Raw genomic sequence first — 20,538 nt, 5'->3', positions numbered from 1 at the left:
AAACATGAAACTGAAGTTTAAAAAGCAAGCGTTTCAATCCCACGCCGTGGCCGCTGTGGTGGACTGTTTTAGCGGTCAGCCGAATACCCAGGGTATTGAATACCGGATTGATCCCGGCAGTAATCAAACAACGCCCCAAACCAGCCTGTTTGAAGATGCAGGCTTCAGAAATAACGCCTTGGCTATCACTGCCACCAGCTTACTGGACAATATCCGCCACATACAGCGTCAGCAAAATCTGCCTGAATCGGTGGATTTAGTTGTCGATAAAAAAACCGGCTGCAATATCAATCTGGATATTGAAATGGAAACCGGTACTGGCAAAACCTATTGCTATATCAAAACCCTGTTTGAGCTTAACAAACGCTATGGCTGGAGCAAATACATCATTGTGGTGCCGAGTATCGCGATTCGCGAAGGAGTATACAAATCCCTGCAAATCACCGCCGAACATTTTTTAGAAGAATACGGCAAAAAAGCCCGGTTTTTTATTTACAACTCCAAGCAGTTACATAATTTGGAAAGTTTCTCAGCCGATGCCGGCATTAATGTGATGATTATTAACGTGCAGGCGTTTAATGCCACCGGCAGGGATAACCGGCGGATTTATGATGAACTGGACGATTTTCAGTCACGCAAACCCATTGATGTCATTGCCGCCAATCGGCCTATTTTGATCCTGGATGAACCGCAAAAAATGGCAGGACTCAAAACCCTGGAGTCATTCAGGAATTTTCAGGCTTTGATGATTTTACGCTATTCCGCCACCCATAAGACCGAATACCATAAAGTTTACCGGCTGGATGCACTGGATGCCTATCAGCAAAAACTGGTAAAAAAAATCGCTGTGCGCGGTATTGCCGTCAAAAACCTGGCAGGAACCCACGCCTATTTATATCTGGGCAGTATTGATATTTCCAGCAGCAAGCCGCCAGTTGTCAAACTAGAGCTGGAGATTAAACTAAGCAGCGGTATTAAGCGAGTGGTGCGCAAGCTTAACAAAGGCGATAACCTGTTTGATCTGTCCGGCGGCCTGGATCAATATAAAGGTTATGTGGTCGCGGATATTAATGCCTATACCGATACGCTTAGTTTTACCAATGGCGTGGAGCTATCGGTTGGTGAGGCGACGGGGGATGTTGACGAAACTGCCTTGCGCCGGATTCAAATCCGGGAGGCGATTAAAGCGCATTTTGACAAAGAACAGACGCTGTTTCATCAAGGTATTAAAGTGTTAACGCTGTTCTTTATTGATAGCGTAGCCAAATACCGTTGTTACGACAGCAAGGCTGGCGAAGGTCGGGCAGTTGCCGATCCCGAAAGCGGCGGTTCTGCCGGGGAATATGCGCAGATTTTTGCAGAAGAGTATAACAACCAGCTAAACGAGGTTTTGACGCTGGATGACAATCCCTATAACGCCTATCTACGTGGCATTGCTACCGCCAAAACTCATCAGGGCTATTTTTCCATCGACAAAAAGAGCCAACATCTGATTGATCCGGCAACCGGTAAAAAATCCAGCGATACTGACGATGTGGATGCTTACGATCTGATTTTGCGCAATAAAGAACAATTGCTTAAGTTTGAGGAACCGGTGCGGTTTATTTTCTCGCATTCCGCATTGCGTGAAGGCTGGGACAACCCGAATGTGTTTGTCATCTGTACCTTAAAGCACAGCGATAACACTACCACCCGCCGTCAGGAAGTTGGTCGCGGTATGCGCCTGTCGGTCAATCAAAGCGGCGAGCGGATGGATAACCCGGCAACAGTACATGATGTCAATGTGCTGACCGTGGTTACCAGCGAAAGTTACACAGAGTTTGTGACGGCTTTGCAAAGCGAAATCAGCAGTGCTTTGTCGGCCAGGCCACGGATTGCCGATGAAAAATATTTTACCGGCAAAATCCTTAAAACCGAGTCCGGCCCGGTTGAAGTAACGCCGCAACTTGCCAAGCAAATTTACAAATATTTGCTGAAAAACGATTACACGGATGCGGATGACAACATTACGGCGGCCTATCACCTTGCCCGTAAAGAAGGCAATCTTGCCGAGTTACCCGCTGAATTGCAGATATATGGAGAGCCGGTTTGGCAATTGATTGACAGTGTATTTAGTGATGAGCAACTTCCCGATATTGAAAATGGGCGCAAGACTAAATTCAATGAGCTTAACGATAACTTTTACAAGCAGGAATTTAAAGAATTATGGCAGCGGATCAACCATAAAGCTGCCTATACCGTGGAATTTGCCACAACGGAACTGGTGAGTAAATGTATCCTGGAACTGGATAAAGAACTCAAGGTCAGCCCCTTGCTGTACACGGTGGCAAGCGGCATACAAGCAAATCAGGTTACTTATGATGCTATAAAAGCCGGTGAAAGTTTTGTGACCATTCAAAATCATACCGGCAAACTGGATGGCTCGATACATTCTGCTGTTAAATACGATTTGATAGGCAAATTGACGGCAGAAACAAAACTCACCCGCCAGACTATTGCAAAGATTCTACAAGGTATTAACGCTAAGGTATTTGGCCAATATCAAATCAATCCTGAACATTTTATCGCTAAGGCGGCAAAACTAATCAATGAACAGAAAGCCGCTGTTATTGTGGAGCATTTAAGCTATGACACCATAGCAGAAACTCATAGCCTGGATATTTTTACCCAGAACAGAGCCAAGCTGGACTTCAGCAAAGCCGGCAGTAAATTAAACCGGCATATTTACGATTATGTGTTTACTGATTCTAAAACTGAACGCAGTTTCGTTGAGGAACTGGATGTAAGCGCCGAGGTCGTGGTTTATGCCAAGCTGCCGAAAGGCTTTTATATTCCGACGCCGGTAGGCGATTATAACCCGGATTGGGCTATCGCTTTTAAACAGGGCACAGTTAAACATATCTATTTTATCGCTGAAACCAAAGGCTCTATGTCCTCAATGGAATTGAGAGCTATCGAGAAATCAAAAATTGCCTGCGCAGATAAGTTTTTCACGGAAATTAATAACAAAATCGGTAGTGAGCAGGTTAAATATGGTGTTGTGGATAATTATGCAAAATTGATGGACTTGTGCATGAGCACAGAGTGATTGCCAGCATACAACTAACTGGCAAGCAAGCCTTGACGCTCAAGCAGTTGCACCAAACTGGCAAAGCCTTCAACCTGAAAAGCCTGCATACCCAATTCAGCCGCCATCCGCACATTGGCCGGTGCATCGTCATAATAAAAAATTTGGCACGGATCCAGATCGGCGGTGCGCAAGGCCAGCACAAACGCCTCGCGGTCAGGTTTGATCACCCCCTGCAAATGCGAGAACAAAGCAAAATCGAATTCTACGCCAAAATCGCTTAATTTTTGCCAATGCAGCGGGTTGGAGTTGCTTAGACAACCGATCTGATAGCTTTGTCTAAGCAGCAACAGCGTGTCGCGCACCCCAGGACAAAACCCCTTGGACCACGAAGCAAACGCCTGCAGAAAATCATCTACCGATAATTCCAGCCCCCATTCCGCGACAAACCGTTCGCCAAACTCGGCGGCATCAATTTCACCCAACTCAAACAGCCTGACTGAGGGCGAAAACAACCAGCGTTCCTTGATGGACTGCTCACCATCCGGCAGTAATTGCTGCAATTGGCTAAAGGTCGCATTTTCGGTTAATACGCCGCCCAAATCAAATAACAATAAACAGGGAGTCATCATAAACAGGCATCGTGTAGGCGGGGTTGAACAAAGTGAAACCCGGCAGCTTAATTAATATTTTTAAAAATATCCTCTTCCGCATAAAAACGGTCTTCGGTAATCACATCAGCGGAAATTCGTTTACCCAGCAAATCGTCCACATCGGCGCTCACCTTATCCAATAACAGCAAGGTTTCGCCCTGCGCCAAGGACTTTAACAGCGCATTACCCCAAATTGACACATGACGGGTATTGATACTGCGGGTCTGATTATTCTTGGCCCATTCCGAGCCAATCAGCAGGCCTAGTCCTGCCATTTTATCTTGCACGGCAGCCGCCACTTCCGATTCTGGCAAGCGCTGCAACAGCTCAGCCGTTATCGCATTCCAGCCATTCGGATAAAACGCACATCCCTGATAAAAACGCTGCACCCAGTTCAGATAATCATCCAGACTCTGCCGACTGCTATTGGCATCATCCTGCTGATAAACCATTAAAAAATAATCCTCTGCCGGCATGGCCTCTGACCAAGCGGGGGATTTAGCCGGAGTAGTGGCGCAGCCGGACACAGCCAGCATCATGACCAGCAAAAGCAGACGAATCAACATGGAAAGTATCAGAGCAGTAAGTCAGGGCAGCAACCCAACCGACTGTCGCCGGCCAGATGCTGATAGAAAAGCAATTTACCGCACAGCCTCACACTGTCTTTTTCCTTTAATGCCAGGCTGCGCAGAAAAACAATTGCTCTGAGCGATATTTTATTTAAATGTTATTGCAGTTTTGTGAAATGTGCTTATCAAGTTCCCAAACGGATTGGCATAGCTAATGACCAAAACCCTATAAGCCGTTTAATTAATACTGACAGAACCAATACCAGTGGATTAGAATGCTGACATTGCTAGAACCATAACTGCCACACCCCTTATGCCGGATAAGCTATATTTACCCAAAACCTGGTTTTCCTATGTGCTGATCTGCGCGGTATTCGTGCATTTTGCTCTGGCACATGGCGAAGCTGACTGGGTATTGTGTTTTGGCGCCGACGGTCATATCGCAGTTGAACAGGCGGCTCACACACACGACCAGCCGGTCAGCAAACCGGCCCAGACTACTAACCTGACTACCGCCAACTTGCCCTGCCAGGATTTTCCGGTGGTCAACAGCGGGCATGACAACCATATCCCGCTCTCGCTGTTAAGCAAAACCGCACACGCCGACCCGATTTTTGTGCTGCTGGTGCTTGCATTACTGATCATCCCCCGCCGCCGCGTCATCAAACTCTGCCACGGCTTGCTCCCGCTGTTATTCACCGATACCCGACTACTGAGTCTACGCAGCATCGTCCTGCAGAATTAGCCCCAGCCTCCAGCCCAGTAAACTTGCCGGCGCCGCGCGCCGAACATCATTTACCACCCGGAATCTATCACAAATTCCAGGGCAAGCCGTGACTGACACGGCATGGAGCGACCTTGACCAAAACTATCTTTTCTTGCCAAAACCCGTGGCTGCTGCGTGGCGGCCTGCTGGCAGCCGGCCTGACCGCAGCGCTATTAATCCTACGTCTGCCGATACCAACCGCCGGCGAACAGCCCGAATCCGCTGCGGCCCCTGCCGGCGAGAACCATGATGCCATAATCGAGCTAAGCGACCAGCAAATCCAGGCAGCAGGGATTTCCACCCAAATCGCCGCACCGGCGCAATTGCAACAAATCATCACCCTGCCCGGCGAAATCAAATTAAATGAAGATAAAACCGCCCACGTCGTGCCGCGTCTGGCCGGGGTAGTCGCCGATATTAGCGTCAGCCTGGGCTCGCAAGTCAAAAAAGGCCAGTTACTGGCCGTCATCGCCAGCATTGCCCTGGCCGAACAGCGCAGCGAATTATTCGCCGCCCAAAAGCGCTTAACCTTGGCCCAGGCCGGCTTTGCCCGCGCCACGGAATTGTGGGATGCCGGCATTCTGGCCAAAAAAGACTATTTACAAGCCCAACTCAGCGCCCAGGAAGCCGAAATTGCGCTGCACAACGCTCAACAAAAATTACTGGCATTGGGTTCCATCGCCACCGTACAAACCAGCGGCGAGACCATCAATCGTTATGAAATACGCGCCCCGTTTGACGGCATGGTAGTAGAAAAACATATCGCCCTGGGCGAAGCCGTCAAAGAAGACGCCAGCATCTTCACCCTGTCGGATTTATCCACAGTCGCCGCCGAGATCAACGTACCGGCACAGGACATCAATGCCGTGCAGATTGGCCAAACTGTCACCATCAGCACCAGCGGCTTTAATACCACCGCCTCCGGCCAAATAAGCTATATCGGCGCCTTGATGGGCGCACAAACCCGCACCGCCAAAACCAGGATCCTGGTGGCCAACCCGCAAATGCGCTGGCGTCCCGGTTTATTCATCAGCGCCGAAATCATCACCGGCAGCACAGCCGCAGCGGTAACCGTCCAAGCCGATGCCCTGCAAACCATCGATGGTCAAACCGTGGTATTTGTCCGGGTACCCGGTGGTTTTAGCGCCCAGCCGGTCAGCACCGGCCAGACCGATGGCCGGCGAGTGGAAATCATCTCAGGACTACAACCGGGTAGCGAATACGCCGCACAGGGCAGCTTTATCATCAAATCCGAGCACGGCAAGCACGCTGCCGAGCACAGCCACTAACCCGGAGCAGCCCCGATGTTTAGCCAAATTATTCAACTGGCCATCCGCCAACGCTGGCTGGTATTACTGGCAGTCACAGCCATGGCAGTGCTGGGCCTGATCAATTACCGGATATTACCCATCGACGCCGTACCGGATATCACCAATGTCCAGGTGCAGATCAATACCGCCGCACCGGGTTACGCCCCGCTGGAAACCGAACAGCGCATCAGCTATCCCCTTGAAACCACGCTGGCCGGCCTGCCGCATCTGCAACAAACCCGCTCCCTGTCGCGCTACGGTTTATCCCAGGTCACCGCCATCTTTGCCGACGGTACCGATATATACTTTGCCCGGCAACTGGTCAACCAGCGCCTGCAGGAAGCCAAAGACAAACTGCCCAGCGGCATCACCCCGATTCTGGGACCGATATCCACCGGACTGGGGGAAATCTACTTATGGATAGTCCAGGCCCAGGATCAGGCCAAAAAGCCCGATGGCACGCCCTACAGCGCAGCCGATTTACGCGAAATCCAGGACTGGATCATCAAACCGCAATTGCGTAATGTACCCGGCGTCACCGACATCAACAGCCTGGGCGGTTACACCAAGCAATACCAGATAGCTCCGCTGCCGGAAAAACTCGCCGCCTACGGCCTGAGCCTGACCGATATCCTCACCGCACTGGCCCGCAATAACAATAATGTCAGCGCCGGTTATATCGAAAAACGCGGTGAACAATATTTGATTCGGGTACCCGGCCAAGTAGAAACACTCAACGATATCGGCCAGATTATCCTCACCAACGTCCAGGGCCTGCCGGTGCGGATACGCGACATCGGCAGCGTGGAAATAGGCCGGGAATTACGCACCGGCGCCGCCACTGAAAATGGCCATGAAGTGGTATTAGGCACCGTGTTCATGCTGATCGGCCAAAACAGCCGCAGCGTAGCTCAGGCCGTGGCCGCCAAAATGCAGGAAATCAACCGCAGCCTGCCGCCCGGCATCCAGGCCGTCAGCGTTTACGACCGCACCGTACTGGTTGATAAAGCCATCAGCACCGTGCGCCACAATCTGAGTGCCGGGGCCATGCTGGTGATCCTGATACTATTTATATTTCTGGGTAATTTGCGTGCTGCCCTGATTACCGCCCTGATCATCCCGCTGGCCATGCTGTTTACCTTTAGCGGCATGGTCGCTGCCGATGTCAGCGCCAATCTGATGAGCCTGGGAGCGCTGGACTTTGGCGTGATTATCGACGGTGCCGTAGTGATTGTAGAAACCAGCGTCCGGCGTTTGGCTCACGCCCAAACCCGGCTGGGCCGGCAATTAAGCAAAACCGAGCGCTATCATGAAATATTTAGCGCCGCTGCCGAAGCCAGACGCGCCCTGCTGTTCGGTCAATTAATCATCATGGTGGTTTACTTGCCGATTTTTGCCCTGGACGGCGTGGAAGGCAAAATGTTTCAGCCAATGGCGCTAACTGTTTTGATTACCTTACTGGGCGCAATGCTGCTTTCCGTGACCTTTATTCCCGCCGCACTGGCACTGGGCATGAGCGGCAACATCAGCGAAACCGAAACCCTGATCATGCGCAGCGCCAAACGCCTGTACACCCCACTGCTGCAACAAGTCATGCGGCATCAAGCCACCGTACTCTATGCAGCGCTCATCGTCATGCTATTGTCCGGGCTGCTGGTGACGCGCTTGGGCAGTGAATTTGTGCCCAGTCTCAATGAAGGTGACTTTGCCATCCAGGCTCTACGTATCCCCGGCACCAGTCTGACCCAATCAGTCGCCATGCAGCAACAACTGGAAACCGCCTTAACCCGACAGTTTCCGGAAATACAACGACTGTTTGCCCGCACCGGCACCGCCGAAATAGCCTCAGACCCCATGCCGCCCAATATTTCCGATGGCTATATCATGCTCAAACCCCAGGAACAATGGCCCGACCCCAGCAAACCCAGAAGCCAATTACTGGCCGAAATCCAGCAAGCCGCGCAACAACAGCCCGGCAATATTTATGAATTCTCCCAACCGATCCAGTTACGCTTTAATGAACTGATTTCCGGGGTGCGCAGCGATATCGCCGTCAAAGTATTCGGCGATGATACCGCCATCCTGCAGCACACCGCCGCCGGCATTCTGGAAATTTTAGAAAAAATCCCCGGTCTGTCCGAACTAAAAATAGAACAGACCAGCGGCCTGCCGGTATTGACCATCAATATCAACCGCGCCAAAATCGCCCGCTATGGCCTGAATATCGCTGACGTACAGGAAACCGTGGCCATCGCCCTGGGCGGTGCCAAAGCCGGCACCCTGTTCCAGGGCGACCGGCGCTTTGACATCATCGTACGTCTGCCGGAACAGTTGCGCAGCGATCTGGAAGCCATCAAACGCCTGCCGCTGACCTTGCCGGAGGCGGCAAACAATAACGGCCAGACCAGCTTTATCCCGCTGGCAGAAGTAGCCAGCCTCGATCTGGCACCTGGCCCCAATCAGATCAGCCGCGAAAACGGCAAGCGCCGGATAGTAGTCAGCGCCAATATTCGGGGCCGTGACATCGGCTCCTGCGTCGCAGAGGCCCAGCAACAACTACAGCAGTTAAAAATCCCCCCCGGCTACTGGATCAGCTGGGGCGGCCAGTTCGAACATCTCCAATCAGCCGGCCAGCGCCTGCAAATCGTCGTGCCGCTGGCATTGCTGCTGGTTTTTATCCTGTTATTCATGGTGTGCGGCAACCTCAAAGACAGCGTGCTGGTGTTCAGCGCCGTGCCGTTTGCCCTGACCGGTGGTTTGCTGGCCCTCTGGTGGCGCGACATTCCGCTATCGGTTCCGGCAGCCGTCGGCTTTATTGCCCTGTCCGGGGTAGCGGTACTGAATGGCCTGGTGATGATCAGCTGCATCCGCAGCCTGCGCGAACAAGGCCAAACCCTGGACAACGCCATTTACACCGGCGCCCTGACCCGGCTGCGCCCAGTGCTGATGACAGCCCTGGTAGCATCACTGGGCTTTGTGCCCATGGCCCTGGCCACCGGCACCGGTGCCGAAGTGCAACGCCCACTGGCAACCGTAGTCATCGGCGGCATCCTCTCCTCAACCCTGCTCACCCTATTACTGCTGCCGATATTTTATGGCTATCTGCACAAGCGAGAGGAATAGCCCGCGCCGAACACGGCCGAAAGCTTTAAAGCCGGCATACAACCCGGCTTCGCCCCCCTCCCTTTCATCCCAACTACCCTAAAAAAACCACCGTAGCCTCGATGCAGCAACGCGGAATCGAGGATGCCAGTCGCCAACACCCCATCACACCAACCATAAGCTACTTAAATAGCCACTACATCCCAACTACCCAAAAAACCACCGTAGCCTAGCTGCAGCAACGCGGAATCGAGGCTGCCAATCGCCAACACCCCATAACACCAACTATGTCTACTTAAATAGCCACCCCCTACTCACAATTCATTTTGCCGTGGAATAATGTCTAAAAGCTTACATTTCCAGTTTCATTGTTCTATGATATCTAAGCGAGGATTTTAATCGCCACCGCAGAAACATCAATATTGCGTACTTATAACAACAACAAACGGCACTTTTGATTCTAGTTACGTCAACTACCTATCAAATATTCCACATGCAAATACAAATCATTTTGAGGCAATTTTTGTCATGTCAATATTCGGAATCCGCATACAGCCCGCCGGCAAGGCACTGTTAACCCATTTTTGCATCCTTGGCTTACTGCTGTTTTCTGACACGCTGCTAGCCCACGAACGCTGGATACTGTCACCGCAACAGATTGAACTCTGGAACTCAAAACTCAGGCCCGAGCTGTTTTCCAGTTTTTCGGTATTAAATCTGAGCATGATTTCGGCGTTTTCACTGTTCATTGTCGGCTGGGTCTGGCTGGGCTTTACCGGCGCCCGTGAATTATTTCCAGACTTGCAAGCCCGCCTGGCCTCTTACGGCGATCACGTACCCAGAATTTTACGCGTCTGCATCGCCTGGATTTTATTATCATCCGCCTTTGGCGCGGAACCCCGGTTTGGGGTAGATCCCTTCACCTCGCCCACCTTTCTCGCCCCCGACCTGGAACTCAGTCAATTAAGCCCGCAATGGCATTGGCTGCGCTGGGCGGAAATATTTTTAGGCCTGACCATCCTGTTTGGCATCTATGTACGGGTTTTTTCGGCACTGGCCATTCTATTAAGCCTGCTGGGCGGCTATTTATACGGCGCAGCCATCCTGGCTTACGCCGGCGCCTTTATTGGCGCCAACATCTATCTAGTCATGCAAGGGGCGGGACGCCATTATGTGCCCTTGCCTACCCTGCCGCTATTATTAAACTGGCAGTCCTGGCTGGCTAACCAGCCGCGTTTGCGGGCGCAGGCCATCATGCGCATCCTCACCGGCACCACGCTCTTGTATCTGGGCGTGTTTTTCAAGGTCATGCAACCCAATCTGTCGATAGCCATCATCAGCATCTACCAATTACCCATCCTCTCCCTGCATCCCCAAGCGTTCACCCTGTTCATGGCTCTGGTAGAAGTCAGCGCCGGCATTCTAATGATGGCCGGCGTGCTGTTGCGGCCTTTATCGCTGTTTTTGATCCTGGCCTTTACCGTATTTGCCCTATTGCTGCCCGAAACCCCCACCGAACACATCTTGTTCTATGGCGTGGTATTGTCCTGCCTGATCAACTCGGCGGGTCATTTAAAACGTCCGGAGCCGCGCGACAAACCAGCCAATATTGTCATCGTCGGCGGTGGTTTGGCAGCCTTACAGGCAGCCATCAAAATCGAGAAACTGATCGGCCAATATTCACACGTCAATATTACCCTGCTGCATGACCAGGCCAATTTCCTGTTTATTCCATTTTTACCGGAAGTCATTGGCGGCACAGTACAACCCGGCAACGTAGTCAACCCATTGCGGCGCATCGTCCAGCAAACCCAGATTGTAGTCGGCCATCTGGAAACAATTGATGTTAACAATCATATCGTCATCGCCAAACGCAAAAACAACGAAACCCTGGAATTAGCCTACGACAGCCTAGTCCTGGCCTTGACGGCAAAATCCAGCGTCTCCGACATTCCAGGCATGACTGCCCACAGCTGCCCCATCGATTCAGTTGCCGATGCCTTAAGGATCAGACAGCGGGTGCTGGATCTGGTTGAAGAAGCCGAGTTCGCCGCCGAGCCGGTCGAAAAAGCCCGCCTGCTGACCTTTGCCGTCACCGGAAACCAAGAATCCGCCTATGGCATCGCCGTTGAAGTCAGCCAGATTCTGCGCGCAGCAGAATCCTCATATACCGTACTGCGCACGACCGGCTGGCAAATTCATCTATACAGCGAACCTAAATCCCAGTGGCCGGCGTTTGAAACCTTAATCGGCAACAAACGCAGCCGCTGCCTGCTTAAAGCCGGTATCACCGAACATCAGGACCAGCACATCAACAGCGTCACCGAAAAACAATTGTTTTTCAGCAATGGCCAGTCTCAAGCCGTTGGCTTGGTGATTAACACCACCTTACACCTACCCGGCATCCCCATCCTGGGCCGCGATCCCTTAACTGCACCCTTTTCTGTTGACCCGCAATTGCGCCTGAATGGTTTCCAGAACATCTGGCTGACTGAGTTTGACTCCAGCTCAGAAGTTACCCCGTTTATCTTCACCAACGATCTGGTCGAATTAGGGCAGACCGCCGGCTTTAACGCCTGGGCACATTCCCAGGGCTATGCGCCGCACAGTTTCAAAAAAAGCAGCTGGTTTATCCAGCCTTACAATATGGCGGAATATTCCCTGTGCCGGCTGGGCCGCTTAATCATCAGCGGCAAACCGGCCTGGTTTATTTCCAGATTAATCAACCTGCTCTCGGTGCCGGGGCTGGAACGCAATCTCAGAATAATAATCGACTGGTTTTTGGTGCTGGCCTTCCGCAATGATATCGCGGTATTGGCACAAGCCCCATCCGAGCATCTGCAAAAATCCCATTTCAAAGCGGGTGACGAAATATTTCATCAGGGCGATGTCGGCCAATTTGCCTATGTGGTGGATTTGGGGCAACTCAAAGTCATTCAGGATGGCCGGGTGATTCGGCAATTAGGCCCAGGCGATTATTTCGGCGAACTACAACCACAACATCTGAACCGGCGTGCAGAAACGGTACGCTGCCTGTCCGACTGCGAACTAAGACAGCTCTCCCAAACCGACTTGAAAGCCCTGATTCAGAGCGGCTGGCTAATGAGCAAAGCCATCCGCAATTTAAAAGATTACCATGCCGACCAGCCCAGCCCATTGGGTTTAAAACGGCTCACCTATATCAGCAAAGTCAATGCCATACTCAGTGAAGCCGATATCCTGGAAATCGGCCGCCTATCCAGCATTAATAACCGCAGAATTGATATCACCGGTGTATTGATCGCCGCCGGCGATTATTTCTTTCAAATTCTGGAAGGCGAACCCCATCTCGTCGATCAGTTACTGGAAAAAATAGGCCGTGATCCGCGCCACTGCAATGTGACGGTGCTGACGGCTGAATATGGCTGCGAAGAACGTTTATTCTCTGATTGGGACATGAAAACCGTCGCCATTACCCAAAGCACCGACTTAATGTTACAAGCGGTGGGGATGATGCTGGGCAATATCGCCGAGTCTTACCACATTATTGGCCGTTATACCCAGCCGGCCTTGCTTAAATTGCTAACCGATGGCATTAATCCCTTAACCGCCCCCTTCAAAAACCTGGACAAAATCGTGGTATCCGGCTGCATGAGTGATTTTTCACCGCTAACCAAACAATTTTCGGTACCGGAACTGATAGAAGTATTCAACGAATATCTGGAAATCTGTTCGGCCTGCTTTATAGCCTATGGCGGCCAAGTGGCCCGCTACTCGCGCAGCGGCATCATCGCCCACTTTGCCCCCAACCAGGTCGATATCGCCATAGGGGCTTGTGCAGACGCCCGACAACGCTTGCAGGCCCTGGTCGCCAAACACGCCAATGGCAATATCAGCGCCATTCAATTTGGTTTTGGCATCGTCGCTGGTACCCTGATCGAAGGTAATATTGGTTCTTCCATCAAAATGGATTACACCGTCTTGGGTGATAGCGTAGACAAAGCCTTGCATTTAGCCGCATTTGCCCGCGACACGCACCAGGCATTGGCCATAGACGCCGCCATTCTGGCCAATACCGATACCTCCTGGGGCTTTCAAGCCGTGGGCGAATTTGAATTTGCCGATCTAAACCAAGCGGTCAAGATACATACCCTGACCAATTTCCAACCCCAATCAGCAGCCATATTAAACAGCTGATAACAGGGTTAAATGCATTAAAAACCAGTTCCCCCCTTTGCAAAAAGGGGGTTAGGGGGGATTTAACGATGGCCGCTACAGTCCGAATCAACGACTGATGGCCATGAAATGACTCGCGTTACGCGGGTATTTATAAACTGATGATAGCTAAATTAACAGGAGATATGCGCCGGGTCTGCTCGTAAAAGACTGGCTATCCCACTCCACCATCAAGCTGCGGAGTTGCATAAAATGACGATGAAAAAAACTCACATCCTATTAACCGTGTTCGGCGCGGCGGCATTATTTCTGCCGCTATCCAATCTGATAGGCTTAACCGGCAAAAACCCCGTGATTGCGCCGATAGCCGGCACATCGGCCAACTTTGCCGCCGTCAGCACCATCTTACAAAACAAATGCGTAGACTGCCACTCGCCCGGTATGACCCGGCTGCCGATTTATGCCGATCTGCCGATTGCCAAACAACTGATGGCCGACGACATAGCCAATGCCTCGGCGCGACTGGTGATCAGCAAAGCCATGTATAGCGGCGAAACCGGCTTCACCCCCCTAATGCTGGCCCGGCTGGAAGGCGCAATTCGCAATGATGCCATGCCGCCGGCTTTATACCTGTCCATGCACTGGACTGATAGAGTCAACGAAACCGAAAAGTCCACCCTGCTGGCCTGGATCGCAGAGCAGCGCAGCAAACTGGCCTGGAGTGCCGATACCGCACCGGCCCTGAAAGGTGAACCGGTTCAGCCTTTACCATTGCAATTAACCCTAGACCCTAACACCGTGGCACTGGGCCGGCAGTTATTTTTTGATAAGCGCTTGTCAGGCGATAACACCCTCAATTGCGCATCCTGTCATAGTCTGGCCAAGGGCGGCACCGATCAGGCCAAAACCGCCACCGGCATTGGCGGTCAAGTGGGGCCGATCAATTCACCCAGTGTTTATAACGCCGGCTATAACCTCGCCCAATTTTGGGATGGCCGCGCCGCTGATTTGGTGGAACAAGCTGCCGGCCCGGTGGCCAATCCCGGCGAAATGGGTGCCGAATGGGATCATGTCATCGCCAGCCTCAACCAAGTTGACAGTTATCGGACCGCATTTGCCGAGCTGTATCCACAACAAGGCTTAAGCAAAGCCGGCGTCACCCAGGCCATTGCCAGCTTCGAGCAATCACTGGTCACCGGCAACGCCCGCTTTGACCAATACTTGCGCGGCAGCACCGACAGCTTATCGGCCCAAGAAAAACAAGGCTACGCCCTGTTTAAAGAAAACTGCACATCCTGTCACTTTGGCCCCACCCTGGGCGGGCTTTCATTTGAAAAAATGGGCCGCAAACAAAACTACTTTCAATTGCGCGGAACCGCCTTGACTACAGCCGATAATGGCCGCTTCAATGTCACCAAACAGGAAAATGACCGCCAAGTATTCAAAGTGCCTAACCTGCGCAATGTGGAGCTGACCTATCCATACTTCCATGACGGCAGCATCGCCTCACTAGACGAAGCGGTCAAAATCATGGCCCAAGTACAAGCCGACAAGCACTTAAACCAAGATGAAGCCGACAGCTTGGTCGCATTTCTGAAAACATTAACCGGCGAATACCAAGGCATATCCTTACGCCAACTCAGACAAACCGATTTAGAGTAGGGCGTTTTCGCGCAGCAAAACGCCGGACAGCCGCAAAATTAAGGTGGATTAGCTAACAGCCAATCCACCCACGACCCAGCTGACCGGCAAACACCCAATCCCACCATCACCCACTGATTGTAGGGCGTTTTCGCGCAGCAAAACGCCGGACAGCCTGCAAAATTAAGGTGGATTAGCTAACAGCCAATCCACCCAACCCAGCCAGATTTGTGATTTTGTGTCATTTATAACTAGAAAAACGACTATTTAGATGACCCGTAGCCTCGATGCAACGCAGTGGAATCGAGGGATACACCGGGTAGTCTTTATCAAACCAACTCACTCACATATTCGCCGCAAATCACAACACATATTAAAAAACGGTCCGATCAAGGCTTAATCGGATAAATTTTTGAACCCTGCAGACCCAAGCCGGCCATCATGCCTTTCTGATCAAAAATAAACGAATACACATCCGCTTTACGGGTGGTAGTCGTCATGGTTTTGGCCATACCGGCATCAACCACCACGATACTGGGACCCATACCAATTTCCCACCCCTTAGAACTATGCAGATAATCCAGAGCCGATTGCGACATAAAAAACAGCGCATAGCCAAAAGTTTGCACCCCGGCCTGCATACCATAAGAAGCGGCAACCGTTTTGTAATAACCCTCCGTGGTATTGCCTTTACGCAAAGCCCCGGTTCCATATTGCGCACCCAACATGAAACCGCCTTTTAAGATATTAGGAAAAACCAGAATACCATAAGCTTTTTGCCCCAGTTCTTTAGCCTCCGGTTGGTTGGCATACAGACTATCCAAAGCCTGAGTAACATCTAAATCAATTTGTTCCGGGCTTGAAGCTCTGTCTGAGGATAGCAAGCGTTCAGCAGGTCTGGCACCGAACTGAGTGGGTTTGGTAGATTGGCAACTGAAAAGAGTCAGGGATAAAACGGTCAATAACAGGCTGACAAACTGTTTTAGTGACATTCAAATGCTCCTGGATTTAATCCAATTATAAGGCGGAAAAGTCTAACTTTTCATTTTGAAGCCAAACAATCGATTTTGCAATAGATATAAAAAATAATATTCCAGCCAAAATATAAGCTTAATTATTCTTGACAGTCGGCACAAAATGTATAAATTTACACATTTTTAGCAAGTTAATCTCTCGATTTTTCTGTACGGGGTTTTAATTGGTCATGATCGGCGTATTACTTTTTACTTAACTATAAAAACAAGGAATAAGATTCATGAATACATTGTCTTTCGCATGCCCTCCCAAAAAAATTGTTTGGCCTTACCCTTTATTGGCAGTGTGTCTTTTGACCTTATCCGCCTGCTCCTCCACCCAAAAAGTTAAGCTCGATTCTGCCAGCGTCAACTGTGGACTGCTGGGTCCGGATTGCAGCAGCAGACTGGTTCCTGGCGGCGATGATCAAGTCGGTATGCGCAACATTAAGCCGGGTGTCAATTGGACCCAATACAAAAAAGTCATCCTTAGCCCAGTCACCTTTTGGGGTGGCGACTCAACAAAAGTCCCAGTAGCCGATCAACAAGCCCTGGTGAATTATTTCGACCAGGAATTGCTGGAACAACTGGGCAAAAACTTCACCCTGGTATCCGAGCCTGGTCCCGGCGTCCTTAAGCTTGATGTCGCACTGACCGATGCCGAAACCGCCATACCCGTACTACGCAGCATCTCCATCTTGATACCACAGGCGCACGCCGTCTCAAACCTCAAATATCTGGCCACCGGCACATATCCGTTTGTGGGTGGCGCGCAGGTGGAAATTAGAGCGACAGATTCGGTAACCGGCGAAGTATTAGGCGAAGGCTTGGATAAACGCATCGGCGGCGGTTCATTCAAAACCGGATTGCAATGGCAATGGGGTGACGCAGAAAACGCTATCGATCTGTGGAGCGAAGTGTTGAGCAAACGTTTGGCCGCCTGGACTTCCGGAACCGACAAACCCTAAGCAACCCACCCATATCGTCTTTGCTCCCGCTGATCATCTGGAGTAACCATTCAAAGTAACCTCGATACCGCACCACGGAATCGAGGTTTTGACTTTCGCAGACACCGTAGCCTCGATGCAACGCAGTGGAATCGAGGATCATCGCAGCCAATTACCCCAAAAACACCCAAGCCCACATCGAAGCCATTTTACCAACCCCAAACAGCCAACACCCACCACAGCCCAGGCTGCCAATAGCCCAACATATTGCACCTTGATGCACACAAGGCACATATAATTGACGAATACATTGTAACCACGCACCCTATTTAAAAGCCGACACCGTAGCCTCGATGCAACGCAGTGGAATCGAGGATCATCGCAGCCAATTACCCCAAAAACACCAAAGCCCACATCGAAGCCATTTTACCAACCCCAAACCGGAAATTGTCAATGTAGTTGTCGCCTCGACGTTTAAATCTTAAGCGGCATTTTTGTTCTGAGTTGTCTCCTCTGTATTAGGTTTACTGTTAGTCACTGGCTTATCAGGATTAAGGTTATCAGAGTGCAGTATCAGCTGTTTGGGCTGTATCCCCTCACGATGGCACAGGTCACGTAACAATTCGCCTGCCAAGGTACTGCTTTCCTCTTCAAACACCTGCCAACCCACGATCTTTCGGCTGAAAATATCCACAAACAGGTAAAGATAGAAAAACTGTCCACGGATTGCTGATGGCAGATAGGTAATATCCCAGCTATAAAGTTGGTTAGGTACGGTGGCACAGAGGGCACGCGGTTTAGTGCGGGATTGAGCAGGGCGTTCACTGCGACGGTGTGCCAATTGGTTTTCTGCTCGCAGTACGCGATAGAATGTCGATTCAGAAGCCAGATAGCGGCCTTGATCGGCCAGCCGAGGTACGATCTGACTCGGCGGCAGATGCCCAAATTCATCGGAATTGGCAACAGCCAACACCTCGGCTCGCTCCATGACGGTAAGCTTATGCGGCGGTTGATATTCACGTAATGGACGTTGATCACAATGAACGGTCTCACCGGTCTGCCAGCGCTGCAAGGTGCGTTCGCTTAAACCCAGCACTTCACAAGCTTGGGCTTGCCGCGCACCCGCTATTATCGATTCATTCAGTAAAACAATTACTTGCTTGCGCTCTTCGTGGGCAGTCATTCGACCTCTCCCCCCAAGAGCGCTCGGAACTTTTTTTGCAGAACCAACAGCGCGGCGGCTTCTGCTAAGGCTTTGTCTTTGCGTAACAACTCTCGCTCCAGGGTATGAATTTCCGCTTTTAGGGTATGCACTTCACCTTTTTCAGATACGCCACCCTGACGACAGAATTCAGCTTTCCACTGCTCAAGCTGATGAACGAATAACCCTTGTTCACGGCACCAGGCATTCAAGTCTTCCCCGTTCAAGCCATAAGATTTCTGTAACGCTGAGAGACGTTCTTCAGGACGCCAATCATCAGGGCGTTTCGATTTCGACGGTAGATCTCGGGAGTTATGCAATTTAGCTTTTTTCATCCATGTTTTTAGGGTTTGCCAGCAAACGTTCAAGTCCTTCGCAATATCCTGAATCGATTGGTCGTTTCCACGGTTGTAAACTTTTCTCAGAGCTTGCTCTTTGAAGTCTTCAGAATACCTTGTATATGTTTTCATCTCTAATCTCAAATTTTATTGGCTTTAAAAATTTGAGACGACAACTAGTCTGACGCGGGGGGGTTGCTGTCATTCGGTATTGGGGGTGGGGTTTAAAACATTTGGTTTTGAGATGGGTTTGTAGTGGTTTGGGGGGTGTGGTGGTAATTCCTCGATTCCGCTGCGCTGCATCGAGGCTACGAATTGTGCTGCGTTGGGTTTTGGTTTGGTTGAGGTAATTCGGTATTGGGATTGGGGTTTATCTGTTGGGTTTTTGGGCTTGGTTGTGGTGTGTGGTATGGTTTTTGGGTAATTTAAAATCAATAGCTTGCGGGTTTTGGCTGCTCTGAGCTGGGTTTATGCGAATATTTTTCTTGGTTAGGCGGTAAAAATATAATAGGCTTGAACCTTTTAATTTTTTGCTCACGCTGCATGCATTTGGAGAGCGTATGAAAACTATGTCACATGACAGGGATGTAATGTTAAGCACTCGCTGCAGCTTTAAGAGTGGAGACAGGCTAATGCGGCGGGGCCTTGGCGCTCTTGTTATGGCAACTGCTTTATTGACTGGGGCTTGCTCCAAGTCCGAACCGCCGGCACCGGCTCCGGTGCCGCCGCCGACGGTTGAAGTGGCTGAGATTGTGCAAAAAGATGTGCCGATTCAAAGGGAATGGATAGGTAGTTTGGATGGCATGATCAATGCCCAAATTCTAGCCCAGGTATCGGGTTATCTGGTCAAGCAGCATTATCAAGAGGGGCAGTTTGTTAAAAAAGGCCAGCTGCTTTACGAAATTGATCCCAAAGTTTTTCAGGCGCAGTTGGATTCGGCATTAGCCAATCTGGCCCGCCAGGAAGCCGTGCTGAAAACCTCGCATCTGGATATGCTGCGTGTTGAGCGTTTGCTGCCGGAAAAAGCGGTTAGTGTGCGTGACCGCGATAACGCGGTTGGTCACGAAGCTGCCGCTCAGGCCGATGTTTTGGCGGCCAGGGCGGCTGTGGAAAATGCCCGGCTGCAATTGGGGTTTTGTAAAATCACGGCGCCTATTGATGGTGTGGCGGGTATGTCCAAGGCGCAGTTGGGTAATTTGATTGGCCCTGGCAGCGCTGCAGAATTGACTACGATTTCCCAGCTTGATCCGATTAAGGCTTATATTCAACTTAGCGAACAGGAATATCTGCAATTCTCGCGGAATAAGCCCGATATTGGTAAATATCAGGATAATCTTAATCTGGAACTGATCCTGGCTGATGGTTCCACTTTTCCGCATCCCGGAAAATTTTTCTTTGCCGACCGTCAGGTGAATATCAAAACCGGCACTATCCAGGTGGCTATCTTGTTCCCCAATCCCGGTAATTTGCTGCGTCCTGGTCAGTATGCCAAGGTGCGTGCGGTGGTTAAATATAAACCCGGCGCTTTGCTGGTGCCGCAGCGTGCTGTTGGGGAAATGCAGGGGCGCTGGCTGGTGGCTGTGGTTAAACCTGACAATACTGTGGAATTGCGTCCGGTGGTACCGGCGGAAACCATAGGTACGCAATGGGTGATTGATAAAGGCTTGCAAGCCGGTGAGCGGGTTATCGTGGAGGGTATTCAGAAAGTACGGCCGGGCACGACGGTGATCCCCCAGCCTTATGCTGATGTTTCCGCGACCGGCGAAAGGTAACCGA

At 51.0% G+C, this 20,538-nt stretch carries 13 protein-coding genes; 8 read left to right on the top strand and 5 right to left on the bottom strand.

Annotation, left to right across the window (positions count from 1 at the left end):
• Positions 1 to 4: 4 nt before the first annotated feature.
• Positions 5 to 3,088 (top strand): type III restriction-modification system endonuclease, encoded by a 3,084-nt coding sequence (locus KEF85_RS06495; RefSeq protein WP_215584233.1) that lies wholly within the window; start codon positions 5 to 7, stop codon positions 3,086 to 3,088.
• A gap of 14 nt (positions 3,089 to 3,102) precedes the next feature.
• Here the strand turns inward: KEF85_RS06495 and KEF85_RS06490 are convergent, their stop codons facing one another.
• Both KEF85_RS06490 and KEF85_RS06485 read right to left on the bottom strand, forming a co-directional pair.
• Positions 3,103 to 3,699: an HAD-IA family hydrolase gene (locus KEF85_RS06490; protein WP_215584231.1), complete on the bottom strand. Its 597-nt coding sequence runs from the start codon at positions 3,697 to 3,699 to the stop codon at positions 3,103 to 3,105.
• 47 nt (positions 3,700 to 3,746) lie between these two features.
• On the bottom strand, positions 3,747 to 4,286 hold the full coding sequence (locus KEF85_RS06485) for a hypothetical protein (protein ID WP_215584229.1): 540 nt from the start codon (positions 4,284 to 4,286) through the stop codon (positions 3,747 to 3,749).
• A 316-nt stretch (positions 4,287 to 4,602) separates the two neighbouring features.
• Here KEF85_RS06485 and KEF85_RS06480 point away from each other — a divergent pair, with 316 nt between their 5' ends.
• From KEF85_RS06480 to KEF85_RS06460, 5 genes are all read left to right on the top strand, one after another.
• Positions 4,603 to 5,034 (top strand): hypothetical protein, encoded by a 432-nt coding sequence (locus KEF85_RS06480; protein ID WP_215584227.1) that lies wholly within the window; start codon positions 4,603 to 4,605, stop codon positions 5,032 to 5,034.
• Between the two features lie 113 nt (positions 5,035 to 5,147).
• Positions 5,148 to 6,344 (top strand): efflux RND transporter periplasmic adaptor subunit, encoded by a 1,197-nt coding sequence (locus KEF85_RS06475; protein WP_246535062.1) that lies wholly within the window; start codon positions 5,148 to 5,150, stop codon positions 6,342 to 6,344.
• 15 nt (positions 6,345 to 6,359) lie between these two features.
• Positions 6,360 to 9,488: a CusA/CzcA family heavy metal efflux RND transporter gene (locus tag KEF85_RS06470; protein ID WP_215584225.1), complete on the top strand. Its 3,129-nt coding sequence runs from the start codon at positions 6,360 to 6,362 to the stop codon at positions 9,486 to 9,488.
• A 507-nt stretch (positions 9,489 to 9,995) separates the two neighbouring features.
• Positions 9,996 to 13,643, top strand: a complete 3,648-nt coding sequence (locus tag KEF85_RS06465; protein WP_215584222.1) for a BLUF domain-containing protein — start codon at positions 9,996 to 9,998, stop codon at positions 13,641 to 13,643.
• 237 nt (positions 13,644 to 13,880) lie between these two features.
• The gene (locus KEF85_RS06460) at positions 13,881 to 15,284 is read left to right on the top strand and encodes a cytochrome c peroxidase (protein WP_215584220.1); all 1,404 of its coding nucleotides are present in this window, start codon (positions 13,881 to 13,883) and stop codon (positions 15,282 to 15,284) included.
• Positions 15,285 to 15,652: 368 nt separating this feature from the next.
• Here the strand turns inward: KEF85_RS06460 and KEF85_RS06455 are convergent, their stop codons facing one another.
• Entirely contained in the window at positions 15,653 to 16,255 is a 603-nt protein-coding gene (locus KEF85_RS06455; RefSeq protein ID WP_215584218.1) for a lipid-binding SYLF domain-containing protein, read from the bottom strand.
• A gap of 263 nt (positions 16,256 to 16,518) precedes the next feature.
• On the opposite strand from KEF85_RS06455, the gene KEF85_RS06450 reads away from it, so the two are divergent.
• Entirely contained in the window at positions 16,519 to 17,244 is a 726-nt protein-coding gene (locus KEF85_RS06450) for a DUF3313 domain-containing protein (protein WP_215584216.1), read from the top strand.
• 460 nt (positions 17,245 to 17,704) lie between these two features.
• On the opposite strand, the gene KEF85_RS06445 is transcribed toward KEF85_RS06450, so the two are convergent.
• Positions 17,705 to 18,406, bottom strand: a complete 702-nt coding sequence (locus KEF85_RS06445) for a DDE-type integrase/transposase/recombinase (RefSeq protein WP_215584214.1) — start codon at positions 18,404 to 18,406, stop codon at positions 17,705 to 17,707.
• The gene (locus KEF85_RS06440) at positions 18,403 to 18,894 is read right to left on the bottom strand and encodes a transposase (protein WP_215584212.1); all 492 of its coding nucleotides are present in this window, start codon (positions 18,892 to 18,894) and stop codon (positions 18,403 to 18,405) included. Before KEF85_RS06440 ends, KEF85_RS06445 begins: the two co-directional genes overlap by 4 nt.
• A gap of 527 nt (positions 18,895 to 19,421) precedes the next feature.
• On the opposite strand from KEF85_RS06440, the gene KEF85_RS06435 reads away from it, so the two are divergent.
• A complete protein-coding gene (locus KEF85_RS06435; protein ID WP_215584202.1) occupies positions 19,422 to 20,534 on the top strand; it encodes an efflux RND transporter periplasmic adaptor subunit in 1,113 nt (370 codons plus the stop codon).
• The last annotated feature ends 4 nt before the right edge of the window (positions 20,535 to 20,538 follow it).

Origin of the sequence: Methylomonas paludis, assembly GCF_018734325.1 — a bacterium.
In the GTDB taxonomy this organism is placed as follows: Bacteria; Pseudomonadota; Gammaproteobacteria; order Methylococcales; family Methylomonadaceae; genus Methylomonas; species Methylomonas paludis.
Note: the sequence above shows the minus strand (reverse complement) of the source record. Positions and strands in the feature narration are given on the sequence as shown.

Bases quoted from the DNA above. Each gene is read 5' to 3' on its own strand.
- KEF85_RS06435 (WP_215584202.1), top strand. From the start codon at position 19,422: ATGGCAACTGCTTTATTGACTGGGGCTTGCTCCAAGTCCGAACCGCCG.
- KEF85_RS06445 (WP_215584214.1), bottom strand. From the start codon at position 18,406: ATGACTGCCCACGAAGAGCGCAAGCAAGTAATTGTTTTACTGAATGAA.
- KEF85_RS06470 (WP_215584225.1), top strand. From the start codon at position 6,360: ATGTTTAGCCAAATTATTCAACTGGCCATCCGCCAACGCTGGCTGGTA.
- KEF85_RS06450 (WP_215584216.1), top strand. From the start codon at position 16,519: ATGAATACATTGTCTTTCGCATGCCCTCCCAAAAAAATTGTTTGGCCT.
- KEF85_RS06455 (WP_215584218.1), bottom strand. From the start codon at position 16,255: ATGTCACTAAAACAGTTTGTCAGCCTGTTATTGACCGTTTTATCCCTG.
- KEF85_RS06480 (WP_215584227.1), top strand. From the start codon at position 4,603: ATGCCGGATAAGCTATATTTACCCAAAACCTGGTTTTCCTATGTGCTG.
- KEF85_RS06490 (WP_215584231.1), bottom strand. From the start codon at position 3,699: ATGATGACTCCCTGTTTATTGTTATTTGATTTGGGCGGCGTATTAACC.
- KEF85_RS06485 (WP_215584229.1), bottom strand. From the start codon at position 4,286: ATGTTGATTCGTCTGCTTTTGCTGGTCATGATGCTGGCTGTGTCCGGC.
- KEF85_RS06460 (WP_215584220.1), top strand. From the start codon at position 13,881: ATGAAAAAAACTCACATCCTATTAACCGTGTTCGGCGCGGCGGCATTA.
- KEF85_RS06465 (WP_215584222.1), top strand. From the start codon at position 9,996: ATGTCAATATTCGGAATCCGCATACAGCCCGCCGGCAAGGCACTGTTA.
- KEF85_RS06495 (WP_215584233.1), top strand. From the start codon at position 5: ATGAAACTGAAGTTTAAAAAGCAAGCGTTTCAATCCCACGCCGTGGCC.
- KEF85_RS06440 (WP_215584212.1), bottom strand. From the start codon at position 18,894: ATGAAAACATATACAAGGTATTCTGAAGACTTCAAAGAGCAAGCTCTG.